This is a genomic window from Mesorhizobium sp. M8A.F.Ca.ET.181.01.1.1, from assembly GCF_004792025.1.
Classification (GTDB): Bacteria; Pseudomonadota; Alphaproteobacteria; order Rhizobiales; family Rhizobiaceae; genus Mesorhizobium.
The window spans coordinates 29,967-50,731 of sequence record NZ_SRTV01000001.1 but is presented as its reverse complement, the minus strand read 5'-3'; the positions used below and the strand labels follow the sequence as shown (position 1 = coordinate 50,731).

Annotated in this window: 22 protein-coding genes; 9 read left to right on the top strand and 13 right to left on the bottom strand. The window is 63.0% G+C overall.

The features are described from left to right. The first annotated feature begins 79 nt into the window (after nt 1–79). Nucleotides 80–178: a putative RiPP precursor gene (locus EN824_RS35040; protein ID WP_189343773.1), complete on the top strand. Its 99-nt coding sequence runs from the start codon at nt 80–82 to the stop codon at nt 176–178. Between the two features lie 42 nt (nt 179–220). Here EN824_RS35040 and EN824_RS00275 read toward each other — a convergent pair whose 3' ends face one another. Beyond that, nucleotides 221–1,183 (bottom strand): LysR family transcriptional regulator, encoded by a 963-nt coding sequence (locus EN824_RS00275; RefSeq protein ID WP_135867285.1) that lies wholly within the window; start codon nt 1,181–1,183, stop codon nt 221–223. Between the two features lie 109 nt (nt 1,184–1,292). On the opposite strand from EN824_RS00275, the gene EN824_RS00270 reads away from it, so the two are divergent. Further along, nucleotides 1,293–1,925 carry an FMN-dependent NADH-azoreductase gene (locus EN824_RS00270; RefSeq protein ID WP_135867284.1) on the top strand — a complete coding sequence of 211 codons (633 nt, stop codon included), beginning with the start codon at nt 1,293–1,295 and terminating at the stop codon, nt 1,923–1,925. 54 nt (nt 1,926–1,979) lie between these two features. Here the strand turns inward: EN824_RS00270 and EN824_RS00265 are convergent, their stop codons facing one another. Both EN824_RS00265 and EN824_RS00260 read right to left on the bottom strand, forming a co-directional pair. Further along, entirely contained in the window at nt 1,980–2,279 is a 300-nt protein-coding gene (locus EN824_RS00265; RefSeq protein ID WP_127278822.1) for an AzlD family protein, read from the bottom strand. Continuing rightward, nucleotides 2,276–3,010 carry an AzlC family ABC transporter permease gene (locus EN824_RS00260; protein ID WP_127278823.1) on the bottom strand — a complete coding sequence of 245 codons (735 nt, stop codon included), beginning with the start codon at nt 3,008–3,010 and terminating at the stop codon, nt 2,276–2,278. The genes EN824_RS00265 and EN824_RS00260 overlap by 4 nt, the downstream gene beginning before the upstream one ends. 171 nt (nt 3,011–3,181) lie before the next feature. On the opposite strand from EN824_RS00260, the gene EN824_RS00255 reads away from it, so the two are divergent. Next, on the top strand, nt 3,182–3,640 hold the full coding sequence (locus EN824_RS00255) for an Lrp/AsnC family transcriptional regulator (RefSeq protein WP_127278829.1): 459 nt from the start codon (nt 3,182–3,184) through the stop codon (nt 3,638–3,640). A gap of 228 nt (nt 3,641–3,868) precedes the next feature. Continuing rightward, complete coding sequence (locus tag EN824_RS00250) at nt 3,869–5,071, top strand: MFS transporter (protein WP_135931663.1); 1,203 nt, start codon at nt 3,869–3,871, stop codon at nt 5,069–5,071. Nucleotides 5,072–5,251: 180 nt separating this feature from the next. Here the strand turns inward: EN824_RS00250 and EN824_RS00245 are convergent, their stop codons facing one another. Next, on the bottom strand, nt 5,252–7,258 hold the full coding sequence (locus EN824_RS00245) for an EAL domain-containing protein (protein ID WP_127870062.1): 2,007 nt from the start codon (nt 7,256–7,258) through the stop codon (nt 5,252–5,254). Between the two features lie 286 nt (nt 7,259–7,544). Here EN824_RS00245 and EN824_RS00240 point away from each other — a divergent pair, with 286 nt between their 5' ends. Both EN824_RS00240 and EN824_RS00235 read left to right on the top strand, forming a co-directional pair. Then, on the top strand, nt 7,545–8,579 hold the full coding sequence (locus EN824_RS00240) for a class I SAM-dependent methyltransferase (protein WP_127278825.1): 1,035 nt from the start codon (nt 7,545–7,547) through the stop codon (nt 8,577–8,579). A gap of 92 nt (nt 8,580–8,671) precedes the next feature. Next, nucleotides 8,672–9,559: a hypothetical protein gene (locus EN824_RS00235; protein ID WP_127278826.1), complete on the top strand. Its 888-nt coding sequence runs from the start codon at nt 8,672–8,674 to the stop codon at nt 9,557–9,559. A gap of 37 nt (nt 9,560–9,596) precedes the next feature. On the opposite strand, the gene EN824_RS00230 is transcribed toward EN824_RS00235, so the two are convergent. Together EN824_RS00230 and EN824_RS00225 are read right to left on the bottom strand one after the other, a co-directional pair. Beyond that, a complete protein-coding gene (locus EN824_RS00230) occupies nt 9,597–9,890 on the bottom strand; it encodes an HlyU family transcriptional regulator (protein ID WP_127278827.1) in 294 nt (97 codons plus the stop codon). Between the two features lie 44 nt (nt 9,891–9,934). Further along, nucleotides 9,935–10,576 carry a TetR/AcrR family transcriptional regulator gene (locus EN824_RS00225; RefSeq protein WP_127278828.1) on the bottom strand — a complete coding sequence of 214 codons (642 nt, stop codon included), beginning with the start codon at nt 10,574–10,576 and terminating at the stop codon, nt 9,935–9,937. A gap of 180 nt (nt 10,577–10,756) precedes the next feature. Between EN824_RS00225 and EN824_RS00220 the strand changes: the two genes are divergently transcribed. Then, nucleotides 10,757–11,434, top strand: a complete 678-nt coding sequence (locus EN824_RS00220) for a PspA/IM30 family protein (protein WP_135867281.1) — start codon at nt 10,757–10,759, stop codon at nt 11,432–11,434. 63 nt (nt 11,435–11,497) lie between these two features. Continuing rightward, nucleotides 11,498–11,758 carry a YiaA/YiaB family inner membrane protein gene (locus EN824_RS00215; RefSeq protein ID WP_127280449.1) on the top strand — a complete coding sequence of 87 codons (261 nt, stop codon included), beginning with the start codon at nt 11,498–11,500 and terminating at the stop codon, nt 11,756–11,758. Between the two features lie 81 nt (nt 11,759–11,839). Here the strand turns inward: EN824_RS00215 and EN824_RS00210 are convergent, their stop codons facing one another. The 5 genes from EN824_RS00210 to EN824_RS00190 all read right to left on the bottom strand — a co-directional run bounded on the left by EN824_RS00210 (nt 11,840) and on the right by EN824_RS00190 (nt 14,892). Then, the gene (locus tag EN824_RS00210; protein ID WP_127280450.1) at nt 11,840–12,523 is read right to left on the bottom strand and encodes a PadR family transcriptional regulator; all 684 of its coding nucleotides are present in this window, start codon (nt 12,521–12,523) and stop codon (nt 11,840–11,842) included. 157 nt (nt 12,524–12,680) lie between these two features. Further along, the gene (locus tag EN824_RS00205; RefSeq protein ID WP_127280451.1) at nt 12,681–13,061 is read right to left on the bottom strand and encodes a DCC1-like thiol-disulfide oxidoreductase family protein; all 381 of its coding nucleotides are present in this window, start codon (nt 13,059–13,061) and stop codon (nt 12,681–12,683) included. 3 nt (nt 13,062–13,064) lie between these two features. Further along, the gene (locus tag EN824_RS00200; protein ID WP_127280452.1) at nt 13,065–14,129 is read right to left on the bottom strand and encodes a DMT family transporter; all 1,065 of its coding nucleotides are present in this window, start codon (nt 14,127–14,129) and stop codon (nt 13,065–13,067) included. A 78-nt stretch (nt 14,130–14,207) separates the two neighbouring features. After that, a complete protein-coding gene (locus EN824_RS00195) occupies nt 14,208–14,474 on the bottom strand; it encodes a DUF333 domain-containing protein (RefSeq protein WP_127280453.1) in 267 nt (88 codons plus the stop codon). 124 nt (nt 14,475–14,598) lie between these two features. Continuing rightward, on the bottom strand, nt 14,599–14,892 hold the full coding sequence (locus EN824_RS00190) for a GYD domain-containing protein (RefSeq protein WP_127280454.1): 294 nt from the start codon (nt 14,890–14,892) through the stop codon (nt 14,599–14,601). Between the two features lie 280 nt (nt 14,893–15,172). Here EN824_RS00190 and EN824_RS00185 point away from each other — a divergent pair, with 280 nt between their 5' ends. Then, the gene (locus EN824_RS00185) at nt 15,173–16,231 is read left to right on the top strand and encodes a TauD/TfdA family dioxygenase (protein WP_135931662.1); all 1,059 of its coding nucleotides are present in this window, start codon (nt 15,173–15,175) and stop codon (nt 16,229–16,231) included. Between the two features lie 59 nt (nt 16,232–16,290). On the opposite strand, the gene rpoD is transcribed toward EN824_RS00185, so the two are convergent. Together rpoD and dnaG are read right to left on the bottom strand one after the other, a co-directional pair. Beyond that, the gene (gene rpoD / locus EN824_RS00180) at nt 16,291–18,315 is read right to left on the bottom strand and encodes an RNA polymerase sigma factor RpoD (protein WP_127278332.1); all 2,025 of its coding nucleotides are present in this window, start codon (nt 18,313–18,315) and stop codon (nt 16,291–16,293) included. Between the two features lie 427 nt (nt 18,316–18,742). Further along, complete coding sequence (gene dnaG, locus EN824_RS00175) at nt 18,743–20,683, bottom strand: DNA primase (protein ID WP_127870053.1); 1,941 nt, start codon at nt 20,681–20,683, stop codon at nt 18,743–18,745. Nucleotides 20,684–20,765: the final 82 nt, after the last annotated feature.

Genomic DNA, 20,765 nt, shown 5'->3' with positions numbered 1-20,765 from the left:
TGGCGACGCAACCGGAACGCTCGTATCTCGTTATGTCAGGGCTCAACTCATCCCTCGAGGCTTACATTGGGACCGACAGATGAAAAAGACCTATGAAAAACCGACGCTACGCAGACGTGGGAGATTGACGGCCCGCACGGCGCAGATCGTGGTTTCCGGGGTGACGGTGATCCGGTGATGTCCGCGGCGGGACCTAGAAGTTCGGCTGCGAGTTGCCAGGTCAGATACCGGAACCAGAAGCGCCATGGGTCTCCGGCTCGTCCTCGGGCACCTCGCCGGGCTCGAATTCGTTGAAGCAGCCGAGCCCGCGCTTGAAGCGGTCGATCAGCCACGCGGCCGCCGGCTTCGGGCTGCGGTCGTTGCGGTGCATGGCAAACAAGGGCGAGCTCGTTTCCTTGTAGGGTTCGAGATCAAGTTCCACCAGGCGGCCACTGGCCAGATCGTCGGCGATCAGCCAGCGCGGCAGCCCGCCCCAACCCAGCCCCTCGCGCATCAATATGTGCTTGGTGCGCATGTCGGTCAGTCGCCAGGTGCGATAGGCGAAGACGCCGTAATCGCGTCCCTTGGTGCGCTCGGACTGGTCAATGACGACGAGCTGCGTGTGCTCGCGCACATCCTCGAGCGCCACCGGCTTCGGCAGCAGCGCCAGTGGATGGTTGGGTGCGGCCGCCGGCACCAGGGACATGAAGCCGATGCGCACGAGGTGCACGTCGACATCGCCCAGCAAGCCGCCAATGCCGAGATCCGCCTGGCCGCTGACGACGAGATCGGGAATGAGGCCGAGCGTGCCGATATGCAGGCGCAGCGTCACGGTCGGGAACTGCTTCTCGAACGCCTTCAGCACCCGCACCAGCACGGGTGAAGGCAATGCCACGTCGACCGCCAGCGCCACCTCGGCCTCCAGCCCATGATGGTGGCCGTCGGCGCGTGAGCGGATGCGCTGCAGCACGCTCACCATGCGCCGCGCGTCTTCCAGCATGGCCCGGCCGATCTCGGTCAGTTGCGGCTCGCGCGTGCCCTCGCGCTCGAACAGCTTCAGCCCAAGCTGCGCCTCGAGATTGGCGATGCCGTAGCTGATGACGGATTGCGCCCGGTTGAGCTTGCGGCCTGCGGCCGAGAAACTGCCGGTGTCGGCAACGGCGACAAGGATCTGGAGCTGGTCGAGGGTCGGGTTCGGCTGCATTTATCCTATCCATTCGATAGATGGATCATATAGAAAATATACCAGTTTATCTGATGGATCGATAGCCCCATATGGAGCGGGACAATTCATTCCACTGGAGAGACCCGCTATGTCCATTCTTCTTGTTACCTCGAGCCCGCGCGGCGCTGCCTCGCACTCGACCCGCATCGCCACCGAATTCGCCCAGAAGCTTCTGGCCGCCGACCCGTCGAACACGCTGGTCGTGCGCGATCTCGTCGCCAACCCGCTGCCGCATATCGATACCGATTATGCGACCGGCATCTACACCCCGGTTGAAGCGCGCACCCCGCGCCAGGCCGAAGTGGTGGGCGTTTCCGACGTCGTGCTCGACGAGTTGTTCGCCGCCGACACGGTGATCCTCGCCACCGGCTTCATCAACTTCAACATCTCCTCGACGCTGAAGTCCTGGGTCGACCACATCGCCCGCTCCGGCCGGAGCTTTGCCTATGGCGAGAACGGCCCCAAGGGCCTCGTCACCGGCAAGAAGGTCTATATCGTGCTGGCTTCGGGCGGCATCTATTCCGAGGGCGCGGCCGTGCAGTTCGATCACGCCATTCCCTATCTGCGCGGCGTGCTCGGCTTCCTCGGCATGACCGATGTCGATGTCATCCGCATCGAAGGCGTCGGCATGGGGCCCGACGCGGTCACCGCGGCGCTCGCCAAGGCGACCGCCAAGGTCGATGCCGTGGTGGCCAGCCAGCAGGCCGCTGCCGCCGCGTAAGGCTCGCGATCATCTGAACTCGAAAGGCAGGCGTTCGCGCCTGCCTTTTTCGTTTTAGCCAATGAAAAGCCTGAGCAGGGCCGCCGAAGCGACGCCGATCAGCACGGTCGGCAGCATCGAAAGCCGCGTCGCGGCGATGAAGGTGATGGCCAGCGCCAGAAGGTCGGCGGGATTGCGCGACACGAAGGCCGGCGCGATGACCGAGATCAGCACGCAACCGGGTGCCGCCTCCATCACCGCGGTCGCCCGCGCGCTCAGCACACGGTTGCGCAGGACGACATAGCCGCCGATCCGTGTGAGATAGGTGACTCCGGCCATCAGCACGATGGTGAAAAGGGTTGTCATGTCGATCATGCATCACCTGCCATCAACCAGGCAGCAAGCAGCCCCGACACCGCACCCGCCGCGACATACCAGGCGCCGGGAATGAAGAGATAGACAAGGGCCGCGACGACTAGGCTGACCAGCCAGGGCCGCGCCGCCGCCACGCTCTTCCACATGCCGCGCATCAGCACCAGGAAGACGGCCGGAAACGCCATGTCGAAACCATAGGTCCCGACATCGCCCAGCATCGGGCCGAGCAAGGCGCCGAGCGAGGTGAAAGCCACCCAGGTGAGATACATCGCCAGCGCGGCGCCCATATAGTAGCGCGGGCTGAAGGCCGGGCCGATGCCCGCGGCGGCGCGCTGCTTGGCGTCGGCCAGGCCCAGCGCCCAGCTTTCGTCGCACATGAGGAACAGCGCCGGGAAAACCTTGCGCCGCGGCAGTTCGCGCAGGAATGGCGCCAGCGCCGCTCCCATCAGCAAATGACGGCTGTTGACCAGGAAGGTGATGGCGACGATGAGGAGGATATGCGGCGGCGACGTCCACAGCTGGATCGCCGCGAATTCCGAGCCGCCGGCGAAGTTCAGCCCGGTCATCATCGATAACTCGACCGTGCTCAGCCCCTTCTGCGTGGCCTGGGCGCCAAGCACCAGCGCGTAGGGAATGGTGCCGACCTGCACCGGCGCGCAGGACGTCACACCACGACGGAACTCGGATTGCGAACCATTGCCGGCCGCTTCGACTGCCTGTGAAATGCTCATGGTCTGCCACAGGCCAGCCTCACAGCCGCCCTGCCCCGCGTTTGAAATTTCTTGGGTGTCAGGAGCAAAACATACCCACACTTCTCGGCAATTTGGTTGCGAAGATTGTTGTCTTTGAGCCAATTTTGGCATTCACTGTCACATATTGCCAGGAAAATGGAATTCAACACCATGAAGCTCGACGACATCGACAAGCGCATCCTGCGGGCGCTGCAGCGCGACGGCCGCATGGCCAACAATGATCTGGCAAATGAGGTCGGCCTGTCGCCCTCGCCTTGCCTGCGGCGCGTCAAGCTGCTGGAGGAAGCCTGCATCATCGACCGCTATGTCGCCGTGATCAATCCGGCCAGCATCGGCAAGGGCCTCACCTTCTTCACCCGCATCTGGCTGAAGGCGCAGGACGAGGACACGATCGAACATTTCGCCACCGAGGTGGCCAAGCTGCCGCAAGTGATGGAATGCTATCTCATGCTGGGCGACTGCGACGCCATGGTGCGCGTGGTGGCAGCCGGCATCGACGACTACCGCCGCTTCCAGTCGGAACATCTCAGCCGCATCAAGGGCGTGCAGAACGTCAAGACCGACGTGCCGAGCCAGACGATCAAATACACGTCGGAACTGCCGATCTAGGACAGGCCAGGAATGCAGCAGCTTGCAACTCGAAAGCACGATCGAAAATGGAGGTCAAATCCAGGGAGCCAGTATTTCGGGGCACCGCCGCAATCCGGGCATCCAGACTGGATAAAAAATGCAACCAGATTGTAGGATGAACGCCGATGCCGGCGTCCTACGGACGCAAGCGCACGGCGAAGCTGGACCGTGCCGCCTCAAGACTGCGTTCCGGCATGGGAGAAAACCATGAACCTTTCCTACCGTTGGGTCATCGTCGCGGCTGGCGCGCTGATGTCCTGCGTCGCCATCGGCACCATGTTCTCGCTGGCGATCTTCCTCGAACCCATGGCGCTCGATACCAACTGGTCGCGCGCGGGCATTTCGAGCGCCATGACACTCAACTTCCTGGTAATGGGCCTCGGCGGATTCGCCTGGGGAGCCCTGTCCGACCGGTTCGGCGCCCGCATCGTCGTGACGATCGGTGCCGTGCTGCTCGGGCTGGCGCTGGTGCTGGCAAGCCGCGCCGGTTCGCTTCTCACCTTCCAGATCACCTATGGCGTGCTCGTCGGGCTTGCGGCCAGCGCCTTCTTCGCGCCCATGATCGCGCTGACCTCAGGCTGGTTCGACACCAATCGCGGGCTGGCGGTATCGCTGGTCTCGGCCGGCATGGGCGTGGCGCCGATGACGATCTCGCCCTTGGCCCGCTGGCTGATTTCGGCCTATGAATGGCGCACCGCCATGTTCGACATCGGCCTCCTGGCCTGGGTGCTCCTGCTGCCCGCCGTCCTTCTGGTGCGCCAGCCGCCGAAGCCCGCCGCCTCCGATGCGGCCGCGGCGCCAGTCGCCGAAGGCGCCGGCCTGACGGTCGGGCAGGCGCTGCGCTCGCCGCAATTCATCGTGCTGGGGCTGACCTTCTTCGCCTGCTGCGCGGCCCATTCCGGCCCGATCTTTCACATGGTCAGTTACGCCATGCTGTGCGGCGTCGCCCCGATGGCCGCTGTCTCGATCTACAGTGTCGAGGGTCTGGCTGGGCTCGGCGGCAGGCTGCTCTACGGCGTGCTTGCCGACAGGCTCGGCGTCAAGCCGGTGCTGATCGCTGGGCTGGCGATCCAGGCGATCGTCATTGCCGCCTATCTCTCGATCAGCCAGCTCGACCAGTTCTATATGCTGGCCGTCATCTTCGGCGCCACCTATGGCGGCGTCATGCCGCTCTACGCGGTGCTGGCGCGTGAATATTTCGGCCAGCGCATCCTCGGCACCGTGTTCGGCGCCGCCACCATGCTCTCCAGCCTCGGCATGGCCCTGGGGCCGCTTGCCGGCGGCATGATCTTCGACGCCTATGCAAGCTACCATTGGCTGTTCATCGGCTCGGCTGTCATCGGACTGGGCGCCGCGGGCATAGCCATCGCCTTCCCGCCGCTGCCACGCAGGACGTTGCAGACGGCATAATGCATGCCGCCCGGAAGTGTCCTCGGTTCCGGCATAACGAAATGCATAAAATCACCTACAGCAGGTCGGGCGAATCCTATTCGCCGCGACATGCTGTAGGCACGACCGGACGGCAATCGCGGCCAGAAACAAGCGGGCTTGACGGGCCAATGGCCGGTCAAGCCACCGCCTGCTTCGGCGTCACGCCGACTTGAGGACCGTGAAAGGCCGTTTTTGAATGGCCCGTTTGGCCTGGAAATTCGCGGCCGGAGCCGGGCGGCCGACATGAAAGCCCTGGACCTTGTCTATGCCGAACTGGCGCATGAGGAGCATCTGCTCCTCGGTCTCCACCCCTTCGACCAGGATTTTGTGGCCGCGATTTCTGACCAGCGCGATGATGTCCTGCAGCATCGCCATGCCCTTGGGGGTGCCGCAGTCGTGGAGAAACGAGCGGTCGATCTTGACCGTATCGAAATCGATGAGACGAAGCCACGAAAGGCCGGCGAAGCCCGTCCCGAAATCATCGAGCCAAATCCTGATCCCGAGCAGCTTCAGGTCGCTGATGCAGCGCAGGATGTCGGAGTGCATCTCCATCTCCAGCCCTTCAGTGATCTCGAAGGCCAGCCTGTTGCCGGTCACGCCGGTCTCGCCCAGAATGGTCGCGACCGATGTCGCGAAGCCGGGCGTCTTGAGCTGGATCGGCGAGACGTTGACGCTGACGACGCGCACGTGATCCTGCGCCAGGAGCTCGGCGCACACCGTCCTTATTGCCCAACGCCCGAGCTCGAGGATGGCGCCGGTCCGCTCCGCGACGGGAATGAACAGGCTCGGCGGAACCAGGGTGCCGTCCAGCATCTTGAGGCGCATCAGCGCCTCCACGGCCTCGACCCTGCCCGACGCGACGTCCTGGATGGGCTGATAGACGAGCGAAACGAGATCCTGGCCGATCGCGATCTTCAGCAAAGCCGCCAGGTTCTCGCTCTCGTCGCTGCTCTGGGGATCGGTCGGATCGAACAGCCGGACACAGTTTCGGCCGCTGGCTTTTGCCAGATAGAGCGCTCGATCGGCCTCGTGGATGATCTTTTCCAGCTTGGCGGCGGTCTGCTTCCTGGTGAATGCGGCGCCCACGCTCGCCGTCACGATCGCGATGCCGTCCCGCCGCAACTCGTGCGCGATCGCCAGGTTCTCGACCGTGCGGCAAATGGCTTCCGCGAGATCCGCGACCTGGTCTTTCCTGCCCATGCGGGCCAGGACGATGAATTCCTCACCGCCATAGCGGCCGATGGAGCCGTCATATTGCTTGATCAGCTCGCTGAGCGCATTGGCGACCTGGATCAGGCAACGATCGCCTTCCTGATGGCCATAGCAGTCGTTGAACTTCTTGAAGAAGTCGACGTCGATGAGGATCGCCGCAAAACCATGGCCAAGCTTTTGCCAGTCATTCCAGTAGTCGCGCAGTTTCTCGTCGATCGCGCGCCGGTTCTCCAGACCTGTAAGCGGATCCGTCCGTGACAGCCTGAGCAGGGCCTTGCCGCGCTCGGTGGCCTCATTGTGCTGGATCTTGGCTTCCAGCGCGTTGAGGAAGACATTGTAGCGCTCTTCGTTCAGCTTCCAGTTCACATAGGACGTGAACGTGAAGCACGAAACGTAGAAAGTGCCAAATACCATCTTGTATGTCAGCGACGCCGGCAGAAAGTAGTTCACCACATACAAGATACACAAAATTATGGTCGACGTTATGATCGACACTTTGAACCGGAACGTGAAGAAAAGATTGGCACTCATCATGAAGATGGTGCCGAAGACCATGTAATAGGCGACGCTTTCCTTGTTCGCGCCCATGGAGGCAGGGCCAAGCCAGCCGAGATAACCGAAGATGATGGCCCCGGCGCAGGTCACGTCAAGCCAGTCCGTGGCGACTCCCCGGCGAAGCTGTGCTTCCAGAACCAACAGTGCGGTCAGTCCGACAGCGAAGCGGGCCGTGATCGTAAGGGCCGCGACATCCGGTATCAGCAGCAGATCCGATACCGAAAACAAGACATAGATGACGACGGCGATCCAAAGGCCCGGCCTGGCCTCCTTCCTTCGCTTCGCCTGGGCTTCCGTCCGGTAAAGGATACGAAGTTCAGCCGCCCCCAGTTCCTGGCGCGGGTCGTGCGGTTCCGAATCCACCGCATCGGCCACTCTGGACGACGCGCGTTCGTTCACGACGAATCCCGGCTGAAGGGCATCTCGCGTTCCGAATTCTTTTGCAGCTTCTGCCCCCAACGCAGACCGACTCCTTGGGCACGACACGTCTTGCCGCGCGATCAAATGCAATGACGCAGGACAAGTTTCCGTTAACTCGAACCCGGAATCCCCTCCTTAAAAACCCCAAAGAATTGACATGGTTAGCGGGAAATTAATCATACCGATAAAATGCCCGCGAGCCGACATTGGCAAATCGAGTATTCTAAGCAATAAGTTAACTGACTGTTAACTATGGAGCCTTGGTGTGCAAACTGTCTTTGACGGCCAGAGTCTGATTACCGCGGAGGCGATCGCCGGCGGTCTCCGTCGCGGAAAGCCCGAGCATCACGGCGAAGCGTTCGAAACCGCTCGCGCGGAGCTGGCGCTCATCCTCCAGACGACACAGCAACAGGTCGAGCAGCAAAAATCTCCCGCCGAGATCGTTCGCCGCCTGCTGTCGCTCCTCAACGCGCTGCGTGCCAAGGTCCATCCCGACGTGTGGCAAGCCTTGATACCGCTGGTGCAGAACCACCCGCTCCAGAAGTACTTTCTCGAGGATCCGCTGACGCATTGGTCCTTCACCAAGCCCAGGGGGTATTCCGGCGACGCGCAGTTGCTCGACTACATCTATTGTGACCCGCACGTGGCCGAGAGCGTGGCAAGCGCCTCGGAGATCGGCAAGGCGCTTTACAGCCATACCCAGAACGTTCCGTCATGCGTCGCGGCACGGGAACGCCGCGATCTGCTGACCCGCTATGTCGATGAAACCGCGGCCAAGAATGGACCCGAAACCGAAGTCCTGGCGATCGCGGCCGGCCATCTGCGCGAAGCGAACCGTTCGACCGCATTGGCCGAGGGCCGCCTCAAGCGCTGGGTCGCGCTCGACCAGGATCCCCAGAGCGTCGGACTGATCGCGCGCGACTTCCAGGGCACCGCGGTCGAGGCCATCGACGGCTCGGTACGCACCGTGCTCACCAGGAGCCAAAAGCTTGGCAAGTTCGATCTCATCTATGCGTCGGGCCTTTACGACTACCTCCAGCACAATGTCGCCGTGAAACTCACCAAGACATGCCTGCAGATGCTGAAGCCGAACGGGACATTCCTGTTTGCGAACTACGCCGAGGGCACTCCTGACGCCGGCTACCGGGAAACGTTCATGGACTGGGTGCTGCTGCTGCGGTCGGAGGTCGACATGTGGAACATCATCAATGCCAGCGTCGACCGCAACACCGTCGAGGCGCAGGTGTACTTCGGCGAGAACCGCAACGTGCTCTACGGCGTCATCCAAAAGCGCGGATGATACCCTGACGGCACACCGGCTGATATGGGGACCTCGAGCGCTTCAAACGGAGTGCTCGAGGGTTCTTCTTTTGTTTGTGGGGGTTTTCCATCATGGCAACTCGCCTGGGCTTGCGGGCAGTCTTTCGCTTGATTGTCGCAGGTTTCCTTGCGTCCCTGACCTTGGTTGGCACCTCGTCGGGCGCCGCAAAGCAGAAAGCGCCCGAAGAATGGCCTATGAATTTCATTTTGGTTCGGAACGGCGATTGCAATGTAAGCTGCATTCAATGGATATCCGCAGAAGGTATCATTAAACCTGATACAGATAGACAATTTGAGAAGTTTCTGCGGAGTCTGAAGGGCCAGAGACTTCCGATCGTGTTTCAGTCCGGCGGCGGAAACGTGGATGCGGCGCTTGCGATCGGGCACATGATCCGGGACGCCAACCTCGAAACCGCGATAGGCAGGACGCAGTTGAATGGCTGCCCGATGCTGGTTCCGCGCTGTCCGGAAAAGATCGTTAGGGACGGCTGGTCGGAAGGGGAAGTTCATTCTGGCGGGGCGTACTGTTTCTCGGCTTGCCCATGGGCCTTGGCCGGAGGCCGGGTTCGCGCCGCGGCTGCCACTGCCCGTATCGCCGTCCATCAGATAACGAACGGCCGGAACAAACCCCGAATGCACAACGGCAGAAGAAATCTCGATGAAATTTCGACCGTGGCTGATCCGGCGCTGAAGCAGATGATGTCAGATTATTTCGACCAAATGGGCCTCAACAGCGCCGATGTGTTCGCCATGATGGGGCTGGCAACACCGCAGGGCCTATATAACGTCTGGGACGCTGAAGCGCTCAAATCAGGCATCGTAACGAAGGTCTATTCGTACTCGGAAGAGCCGGGCTATGTCATTGGTGGATCTGAGGCCAAGGCCACTCCCCCGGCGACGGCCGCACCGACGCCGACGGTTGCTCCCGCGCCGGCGGTCACTCAATCCCGGACGAACTGATGCATCTGCTTCGGTAAGGTATGGCGCGTCTTGTGCCCTAGCCGAAAATTCGCTCGCCCTGCTCGTCGACGAGCTGGATGCCCTTCTTGATCGAGATATCGACGGCATCGTCCAGCCCGGCAAAGCGGTCGGCGCGGATGAATTTGTGCTCCTTCACCACGCCATCGACCTCCTTGGAGACGACGCCGCAGGTCTGGTACTGGCCCTCGGTCTTGTAGGGCGTGGCGCTGATCGTGAACCCCTTGTGTTCGACCTGCTTGGCGGGCGCGGCACTTGCAGGCTCGGCCGCTTCGCCGCCACCGCCGCCGAAAAGACGTTTCAGAAAAGACATCGCTCAAATCTCCTTGTCGCCTACGACCGCCGTCGGTATGCGATTCACGACGTTGTTTTCCCAGCATGCGCGAATGTGCCGCCTCGTTCCAGCCCCCTGATGAAGACACAGACGAGGAGCGCGATCTGCTGGTCGATCTCGTCCGCCTGCCGGCGCACGGACCTGGCCGCATAACCGCTGGTGACGATGCCGTGCACGCTTGACCAGAGGGTTCGCGCGGCGATCCGGCGCGTGTCCTCGTCGAGATCGAAGCCGCCATCGGCAAGGACACTGGCGATGATCTCGAACAACTGGTCGAGCCGCGCCTCATAGACATCGGGCTCGGTCAGCACCGGACGCCGCCTGTTGAAGGCAAGCAGCGCCGGCCAGCTGCCGGGATGAGCCTCGACGAAGCGCACATAGGCGCCGGCCAGTGCCATCAGCCGTTGGCGCACGTCGGTGATGCCGCGCCTGCCAAGGTCGGCCATCGCCGCCGCCCCCGCGACACCCAGCCGGTCGAGCAGCCGCATGTTGACGGCGCGGTGCACACCGTCGAGATCGGAAAACAGATTGTAGACCGAGCCGACCGAGATGCCCGCCTGTTCGGCGATGGTCCTGGCCTTCAGATTGTCCATGCCGCCTTCGTTGAGCAGCGTCTCGGCAATGGCCAGCACCCGCTCGCCCGCCTCTTCCTTGTCCAGTGCCATGCTTTTCCTTCTGAATGAGCGCGCCTTGCGGATGGCCTGCTGTTCGCGACCCGATGCCGCTTCGTTTACCATATGCCGCGCATCGTGAACAGCGTTCAAAAAAGCTCTTGAACAGTGTTCATTTCCTGTTACGTTGGCATCGTGAACATTGTTCACAGAAACTTCGAAGGGAGAAGAACCATGCTTAGCCTGATCAGAACATTGCTCGACGGCGCGAGCGCACGGGCCGAGGACGGCCTGAAGGATCGCTTCGCCATCGACCTTCTGGCGCAGCGCATTCGCGATGCCGAGACGGGACTTGCCGCCGCCAAGCAGACGCTTGCCTCACTGATCGTGCGCCAACGTGCCGAGCAGGCCGGCCTCGACCATCTCGACCGCCGCCACGCCGACTTGGAGACACGCACGATCAGCGCACTGGCCGCCAGCAACGACGGGCTAGCCGAAAGCGGGGCCGCGGCCATCGCCGAACTGGAAAATGAACGCGAGGTCCGCCGTGCCACGGTGCAAAGCCTTGGCGAAAAGACCTTGCGGATGCGCGTCTCGGTGGAGCGGGCGCACCGCCGCATCATCGACCTCAACCAGGGCATGATCTCGGCCCGGGCCATCGATGCCGAGCGCAAGGCGCAGTCGCGCCTCGTCAGGTCGATCGGCCATTCGGCGAGCCTCAACGACGCCGAGGAGCTTTTAGCCCGCATCAAGGGAGCCAGCGATCCGTTCGAGGAGGCCGGCATTCTCGACGAGATCGACGGCGAGCTGCGTCATGACGCGATCCGCGACCGCCTTGCCGACGCCGGGCACGGCCCGGCGGTGAAGGTGTGCGCCAGGGACGTGCTGGAACGCATGAAGACCATCAACTGAAGACCTTGGACCTGACCACAATCCTGTCAAACCCGACTTCGATCCAATCAAAGGAACACGACAATGAACAGCAACCAGACCTACATCATGTTCAACACCGTCTCGGTCGGCGCCGCCTACTTCATGCTTGGCCTGTCGCTGTGGCTGGCGCCCGTCGACTTGTCGACCAAGGGCTACTGGGGCATGGGCATCCTGCTGCTCACCGGCAGCCTGGTGAACCTGGTCAAGTATCGCACCGACGAGCGTATCTCCGCCGAGACCACCGCCAAGATCGAAAAGGCGCGCAACGAAAAGCTGATCAGCGAATATGTCGGCAAGGAATGATGCCGGCATGGCCCCACGACAAAAGCCCGGGTCTCCCCGGGCTTTTTTGCGGTCTAACTGGCAAGAACCGGTCTTGCTGGCTCAGCGGTGTGTAAGCGCTTCCAGCGCTTCGGCGGCGGCTTCGAGAATGGCGATCGCCTCGGCCTGTTTTTCGGCAGGGGCATCGACGATGTCGCCGAGCGCCGCGCGCAGCCGGTGGCGGATGGCGCGGAATTCGTCACGCGTTTCCGAGCGTTCGCCACGACCGCCACGGCCGCCGCGACGGTCCTCGCCGTCGTCGCTCCAGCCGAACCAGTCGCGCGCCTTGGCCATCTTGCGGCCGAAGCGTTCGAGGTGTTCGAGCACGCCGTCGATCATCTCGCGGTTGTCGGCCAGATGCGCCTGCCCGGCCTCGGTGATCGAAAACACCTTCTTGTTGCCTTCGCTCGACGAGACGGCATAACCGGCCTCTTCCAGGAAGGTCAGCGTCGGGTAGACCACGCCAGGGCTCGGACTGTAGATGCCGCTGGTGCGCTCTTCCAGCGCCTTGATGATGTCGTAGCCATGGCGCGGCGCCTCGGCCAGCAGCGACAGCGTGATCAGCTTGAGGTCGCCATCGGCGAGCATCCGCCCGGCGCGAAAGATGTCGCCCGGGCCACCGCGCCCGCCGCCCCTGCCCCCGAACGGACCGAAGCCGCCGCCGCCTCTGCCACCGAACTTGCCGGCCATGTGCATGAACATGCGCTCGCCGAAATGATGATGGTCGGAATGATTGTGTCTGTGCATTTGATTGCTCCTTGAGTTCTATCTTACGATATATCTTAATTAGGCACACCAAACTGCTGAGTCAAGATATATCTTACGATGTATCTGGCCATGAGCCAAGCGACATCCATGGCGTCGACGCGTCAGGCCCGGCTGGGTTGGATAGTGTGGAGGGAGGCTACCAGCGGGCCTTGCGCCGATTCCAGGCGTAGAGCAGATCGGCGAAGCGATCATAGGCAAGGCGGGTCAGCGGCAGCACGAGCCGATTGCCGAACAGGCTCGCCAGCCAGCCCTCGCCCGGCGTTGCCAGCCAGACCGCGACCGCGACGTCGGCGCCAACGAGCAATCCACCCTCGGCATCGGTCGCATGCAGCCGTCGGCGGATATCCTCCAGCGAGGCGCCATGCGACGACAGCGCATCGGGCTCCAGGTTGATGTCGCGAAACGCGATCCGCCCGGCCTTGACCGCCTCGATTAGCCGCCGCTTCTGCCGGCTGATGCCGGCATCGCAGACCGGGCAGCGCGTGTTGTACCAGACGGTCAGCGCTGGCCCTGGCATCGGTCAGCCGTGATCGTGCCGATGGTGCAGGTCGGGATAGTGCGGATGCTTGTGACGCAGCGGCGCATGCCGGTGCCAGTGCGAATGCGGCTCGCTGACCGGCCCGTCATGATGATGCTGGTGATGCTCGTCATGCACATGGCTGTGCTCGTGTTCCAGCGCTTCATGGTCGTGCTCGTGATCATGACGCTCGGACAGATGCAGCCACAGGCCAACCCCCATCAGCAGGCCGGCAATGCCGAGCTTGAGCGTGACGGCATCGCCCAGCATCAGGATCGCCAGCAACGCGCCGATGAAGGGAGCGAGCGAATAGTAGGCTCCCGTGCGTGCCGTGCCGAGATGCCGCAGCGCGAGGATGAACATCACGAGGCTGACGCCGATGCCGAAGAAACCGACGGCGGCCGTGGCCATCACCGTCGTCGCGGCTGGAAACGCCGCGCCGGAGGCGAGCGCCAGCCCGACATTGGCGGCGCCCGCCACCAATCCCTTCAGCATGGCGATGGCCACCGGATCGGCCGCCGATATCTTGCGGGTGAAATTGTTGTCCAGGCCCCATGCCAGGCAGGCCCCCGCGACAAGCAGCGCGCCAAGATTGAAGGCAACGCCTTGCCCCGCCCAGGACAGCAGCAGCGCGCCCGCCAGGATGGCGAAGGCGCCGAAAAGCAGGCGCCGGTCGACATTCTCGCGATAGACGAGCCAGGCAATGGCCATCGTCGCCAGCCCCTCCAGATTGAGCAGCAGGGCGGAACTGGACGCCGTGTTGAGGGTGAGGCCGAACATCAGGAGCACCGGCCCGACGATGCCGCCCATGCCGATCGCCAGCGCCAGCCACGGAATGTCCCCGGCGGCCAGGCGCGCTTCGCCGGCGCCGGCTTGCCTGCCGCGCAAGAGCCGGTAGAGCGCCAGGCCAATGCCGGCGCCGAGATACAGCAGACCCGCCAGCATGAACGGGCTGACGCTGTCGAGCAGCAATTTGGACAGCGGCGGCGTCGCGCCGAACAAGGCGGCCGAGCCAAGGGCAAGCGGCACGCCTGGCCACAGATGCGAATGGGACTGTGCTTCGGACATGGCTCACCCTATCACGGCGGCGCGCCATGTCATCGACGGGACCGCACGACACGGCTTGCGCCGCTTCCAACAGACGCGTCAGTTCCGACGCATCGCGGCCTTCGGCCCGACGCATTTGTTGTCGCGAAACAGCGCCCACTCCTCGCACAGGCGTCCATTGGGCAGGCGGCAAAACCCGTATTCGTTGCCGGCCTTGTCCTTCCTGACCACGAAGCGGCCGCCGATCGCACCGCAATGGACCGATGCCGGATTGGCCATGGCGACCGATTTTTGCGCGGCGCCGGCATCGACGGGCATCATGGATATCAAGGCAAGGCCGATGGCCGGTGTCGAAAAAATGTTCATCGCGATCTCTCCTGGCCGCGTCTACCATGGCGAGGCGCCCTGTCCCGAGGCAGATGTCGAATTTGTCGGAACGCCGGATCAGGTGCCGTTGAGGCGGCACCTGACCCGGCCGTCGGAAACCTCATTATCCAAGTGAGGTGATGATCTCGCGATAGGCGAATTCGGGGAAGGCCTTCATCGTCCGCGTCCTGATGTTGCCGGCTGCCGCCAGCATCAGCGAGAAACGCGCCAGGATCGCGTCGTCGGGCGCCTCGACCACCGCCACCATGTCGTACTCGCCCATGGTCAGGTAGAACGCCTTGAACGATCCACCCATCTCACCCAATTGCTTCCTGGCGGCGTCGAGCCGCTTCGGTGACTCGCGCAAATTTTTGGCGCCCTGCTCGGTCCAGTTCATCAGCACGATGTAGCTTGTCATGGCACACCTCCCTCCGGGGCCACGGAGCACGGCACTGAGGCCGTGCTCTGTCGACACGGTCTCGACCGGGGCGGGCTTCCGGGTTGTCGCCCGAAAAATGCATCCGACGTCGGATTATCCTCCCGCTGCCGACGTCCCGCAAGCGCTACCGCGCCGGCACCCATTGCAGTGAGCGTGGCCAGTTGAAGCCCTGTTTGAAAACCCGCTTGATTGCGGCAATCTCCGTCGTGGCGTCAGCCCGGCAAAACGTCCGAGGCCCGTCCAGCCGCCGGAGAGCTTCATGCGCGAGACAACAGACCTGCCACCGGTACAGATCGACATTCCCGCCGCATGGACTGGTGAGGACATGGCGAAGCATCCCGAGAGGTGGCTGCTCGAACTGGAGCCTTCGGACGTCGCCGAGCTGGAATTGGCGGCGACCCGCTTTCTCGCTCGCTCACACGATATCGGCGGTCTGACCCAGGCTGATTTCCCTTTGCCTCGTCTGGGCGGCCATCTTGCCGCGCTTCGGGAAAAACTGATCGCAGGCATCGGCTTCGAGGTGCTGCGCGGTCTCCCGGTCGAAAGATATTCCGCCGAGATGGCGGCAACGATCTTCTGCGGGGTTGGCGCCCATCTGGGTAGCGCGCGGTCCCAGAATGCCCAGGGCCACATCCTCGGCCATGTCCGCGACATCGGCGCCGACGCCAGGGACACCAGGACGCGCATCTACCAGACGGCGGAGCGCCAGACATTTCACACCGATTCCGCCGATGTCGTCGGCCTGCTCTGCCTGCAAGACGCCATGCAAGGCGGCGAGTCCCTGCTGGTCAGCACGGTGACGATCTACAACGAGATGCGAAAAAGACGGCCTGATCTCGTCCGCATGCTGTTTGATCCGATCGCCACCGACCGGCGCGGCGAAATACCGGAAGGGCAAAAGCCCTATTTCGAAATCCCGGTGCTCAACTGGCATGCCGGACTGCTGACCGGCATCTATCAGCGCCAGTACATCGACAGCGCGCAACGCTTCCCCGATGCCATGCGACTCACCGCCGCCCACGTCGAAGCGCTGGATCTCTTCGACAGCCTCGCCAATGATCCCCTGCTAAACCTGTCGATGCGGCTTCGGCCCGGCGACATGCAGTTCGTCTACAATCATTCGCTGCTTCACGACCGCACGGGCTTTCGCGATTGGCCGGATCCGGCCAAGCGGCGTCATATGCTGCGCCTGTGGCTGTCTATCCCCGGCGACCGGCCGCTGCCGGACTGCTTCCGGCAGCGTTATGGCTCGATAGAGATCGGCGACCGGGGCGGCATCATCATCAAGGGCGCGCGGCTGAACGTGCCGCTGCTTTGACACCTGAAACGAAAAAGGGCGCCAACCGGCGCCCTTAACTCTTCGCGACAAAAATGAACTCAGCTGTCCAGGAAGCTGCGCAGCTTGCGGCTGCGGCTCGGATGCTTGAGCTTGCGCAGCGCCTTGGCTTCGATCTGGCGGATACGCTCGCGGGTGACCGAGAACTGCTGGCCGACTTCTTCCAGCGTGTGGTCGGTGTTCATGCCGATGCCGAAGCGCATTCTGAGCACGCGCTCCTCGCGCGGCGTCAGTGAGGCCAAAACGCGCGTGGTGGTCTCGCGCAGATTGGCCTGGATCGCGGCGTCGATCGGCAGGATCGCCATCTTGTCCTCGATGAAGTCGCCCAGATGCGAATCCTCCTCGTCGCCGACAGGCGTTTCGAGCGAGATCGGCTCCTTGGCGATCTTCAAGACCTTGCGCACTTTTTCGAGCGGCATGGCAAGCTTTTCGGCCAGTTCCTCTGGCGTCGGCTCGCGGCCGATCTCGTGCAGCATCTGGCGCGAGGTGCGCACGATCTTGTTGATCGTCTCGATCATGTGCACCGGAATGCGGATGGTGCGGGCCTGGTCGGCGATCGAACGCGTGATCGCCTGCCGGATCCACCATGTCGCGTAGGTCGAGAACTTGTAGCCGCGGCGGTATTCGAACTTATCGACCGCCTTCATCAGGCCGATATTGCCTTCCTGGATCAGGTCGAGGAACTGCAGGCCGCGATTGGTGTATTTCTTGGCGATGGAGATGACGAGGCGCAGATTGGCTTCGACCATTTCCTTCTTGGCGATCGCGGCTTCGCGCTCGCCCTTCTGCACCTGGTTGACGATCTTGCGGAATTCCAGGATCGAGATCGCCGTTTCGGTGGCCAGGTGCTGGATCTCGGCGCGCAGGTCCTTGATCGCATCCTTCTCGTTCTTGGTGAATTCCTTCCAGCCACGCGAGGTCAGATTGGCGATCGAACGCGTCCAGTTCGGGTCGAGCTCGGAGCCCTGATATTCCTTCAGGAACTCCTCGCGGCGCACGCCATAGCTTTCGGCGAGGCGCAAAAGCTTGCCCTCGTTCTGCACCAGGCGCTTGTTGATGTCGTAGAGCTGCTCGACCAGCGCCTCGATGCGCGCGGTGTTGAGCGACAGCGACTTCACCGCCTTGATCAGCTGGTCCTTCAGTTCCTTCAGCCGGCGGTCCTGGCTGGGCGACAAAGTACCGGCGGCGGCCAGACGGTTCTCGACCTGCTGGTCCTGCAGCTTGCGCAGCTTCTTGTAGGTGTCGGCGATGACGTCGAGCGTCTCCATCACCTGCGGGCGCAGTTCCGCTTCCATCGCCGCCAGCGACAGGCTCGCCTCGTCCTCGTCTTCCTCGTCGTCGTCGCCGATGCCGCGCGTGTCGGCGCCGACGTTGGTGACGTCGTCTTCATCGTCGCGTCCGCGGCGCGGCTTTTCCTCGGCCTTGGGCGCTTCCTCGATGCGTTCGACAACGGGGGCCTGCTTGGCTTCGGGGCCGGCATAGGTGGCTTCGAGATCGATGATCTCGCGCAGCAGGATCTTGGATTCGTTGAGCTCGTCGCGCCAGATGATGATGGCCTGGAAGGTCAGCGGGCTTTCGCACAACCCCGCGATCATGGTCTCGCGGCCGGCCTCGATGCGCTTGGCGATGGCGATTTCGCCTTCGCGCGACAGGAGCTCGACCGAACCCATTTCGCGCAGATACATGCGCACCGGATCGTCGGTGCGGTCGGTCGGCTCTTTCTTGGTCGTGGTGGCGGCGACGGCGGTGCCAGTCTGCTCGGCCAGCTCGTTGGCGTCTTCCTCGGCATCGGCGGCCGTGTCGCCCGCCTCGGCCTCTTCGCCCTGCTCGTCATCCTCGACGACGTTGATGCCCATGTCGGACAGCATCGCCATCGTGTCCTCGATTTGCTCGGAGGTCACTTCCTCGGAAGGCAGCACCGAATTCAGCTCGTCCATGGTGACATAGCCGCGCTTCTTGGCGGCCTTGATCATCTTCTTGACAGCATCATCGGAAAGGTCGAGCAAGGGCCCATCGGTGGCGCCTTCGCGTTCGGTCTCGACCTCTTCCTTTTCCTTTGTCGCCATAGTCTTTATCTTCTCCTAGCGGCCGGCCATCGGGGCCGCGTAAGCTGTCGGACCAGTCAAATCGGATACGCCCGTTTTTCTAAACGCGCTTTACCCGGCCCATGAACTGCATCCACTCTTTTGTTTGGTGCATGCCGTTGCCCCAAAACCGGGTTCCACTCTTGGGCAGCATACATTAAGTCCAGATTAACCCTAATATCTGTGGCAGGCGGGCCGCCTGTCCAGTGATCAAGTACCTTGCATCGCTTGTTTCCCGTCGATGCGGGTGCGGGTTAACGTTTCGAATCGTCCTGATTCCGCCATTCTGTCCGAAGGTCAAGCGCCTCTGGCATGATTCGCATGAAAAAAGCGAATCAATTACCCGACTTAGCGCGCCTCGCCCCCAAGGGAAGCGTGGCCGCGCCTTCATTCCCGCACTCAGCTGCACTTAGGCTCGCCCAGCCCTGCCCGACGAAACGCCGAATCCTTCGATCAGCGCTTCCGTCGCTTGTACATCCTGAAATTGCGCCTGAATTTCGATCAGATGGCGGAAGTTTTCGTCCGAAGGGTCCGCTTCGAGGGCCGCTTCCGCCTGTTTCAGCTCCTTATGTAAGGTGCGCGCGCTGCGCTGCAAGTGCAACGCCTGGTTCAGAGCGTCGCGGGCATCCTCGAGGGCCGCCGTCTCCAGCGCCGGCCATTGCCGCGCCCGCTTGATCAGGCCGACGGCGCGCTCCCAGATCTCGGCGCAGCCGGCGCGTTCGATCGTCGCCACCACGGCGTGGCGGTCATTGGCCATGTCATGCGCCATCGCGTCGAGAATGGCGGCGTGCAGCCGCGTCAGGTCGGAATTGGCGAGGTCGAGGAACTCGACATGGGCGAAATTCTCGTCGATCAGTGCCGGGTGGTTGACCAGTGCCACGATGATCGTCGCCTCGCGCACCGACATCCCCTCGCCGCGCCTGACCAGCGCCGACTGGCCGAGGCTTTCGGTGATCGGCATCCGGCCGCCACCGGCCTTGGCGAATTGGCCGCCGGGCGCGGGCTTGCCCTGGCCGCGTTGACCGGGCCGGCCGCCATCCTGACGACCTTGCCGCGCATTGCGCTGGGAGCCGAAGAAGCTCAGCACCCGCTCGCGCATCTCCTGCTGGTAGTGGTAGCGCAGGCTTTCGTCGCGGATGCGGCTGGTAAGTTCGCGCAGCGTCTTCTCGAGTTCGGCCCGCCGCTCCGGCGTGTCGAAGACGCCGCCGGCCGTTTCGCGCATCCACAACAGGTCGACCAGCGGCCGCGCATCGGCCAGCACGGCGCGGAAGGCGTCGGGCCCCTCGGCCTTGACCAGATCGTCGGGATCCTTGCCTTCCGGCAGCAGCGCGAAGCGCGCCGAGCGTCCGGCCTGCACTGACGGCAGCGCCATGTCGGCTGCCCGCCATGCCGCCTTCAGCCCGGCCTTGTCGCCGTCGAAGCACAGCATCGGCTCCGGCGCCATGCGCCACAACAATTCGAGCTGGTTTTCCGTGAGCGCTGTGCCGAGCGGCGCCACGACATTCTCGAAACCCGCCTGCGCCAGCGCGATCACATCCATATAGCCTTCGACGGCGATGACCGTGCCGCCTTTCGCCAAGGCTTTGCGGGCGCGGGCGAAATTGTAGAGCACATTGCCCTTGTGGAAGAGCTCGGTGTCGGGCGAGTTCATGTATTTGGCGAGCGCATCGGGGGCCAGGGCGCGGCCGCCAAAGGCGATGATCTTGCCGCGCGAATCCGGGATCGGGAACATGATGCGGTCGCGGAACCAGTCATAGGAGACCGGAATGTCGTCGCCATGGCGCACCAGCCCGCAGGCCTCGATATCGGCTTTCGGCACACCCTTGGCCGCCAGATGCTCCTTCAGCGCATTGCGGCTGTCGGGCGCGAAGCCGAGCCGGAACGACTGCTGTGTCGCCGGCGTCAGCCCACGATCCCTGAGATAGGCGCGGGCCTTGGCGCCCTCCGGCCCTTGCAGACGCTCCTGGAAGAAGGCGGTCGCCATCTCCATGACATCGGTCAGGCTGGCGCGTTCCTTCTCGCGCTGTTCCTCCCGTTCGTCGCGGACCGGCATCGGCACGCCGGCCATGTCGGCGATCTTCTCGACCGCCTCGGGAAAACTCAGTCCTTCGAGTTCGGTGAGAAACTTGAAATGGTCACCCGAGACCGAGCAGCCGAAACAGTGATAGCGCCCCTTCTTGTCCTCGCAGTGGAAGGACGGGCTCTTCTCGCCATGGAACGGACAGCACGCCCAATAGTCGCCGCGCGATGCGTTGGTCTTCTTGCGATCCCACGCCACGCGCTGGCCGATAAGCTGTGAAATCGGCACGCGGTCGCGTATCTCGTCGAGGAAGGCAGGCGGAAATCGCATCGGGGAACTCGTTTCGCCACCATATAATCATGCCCGCGATTTCAGACGACCCCCAATAGAGGCCATACCCGGTTTCCACAGG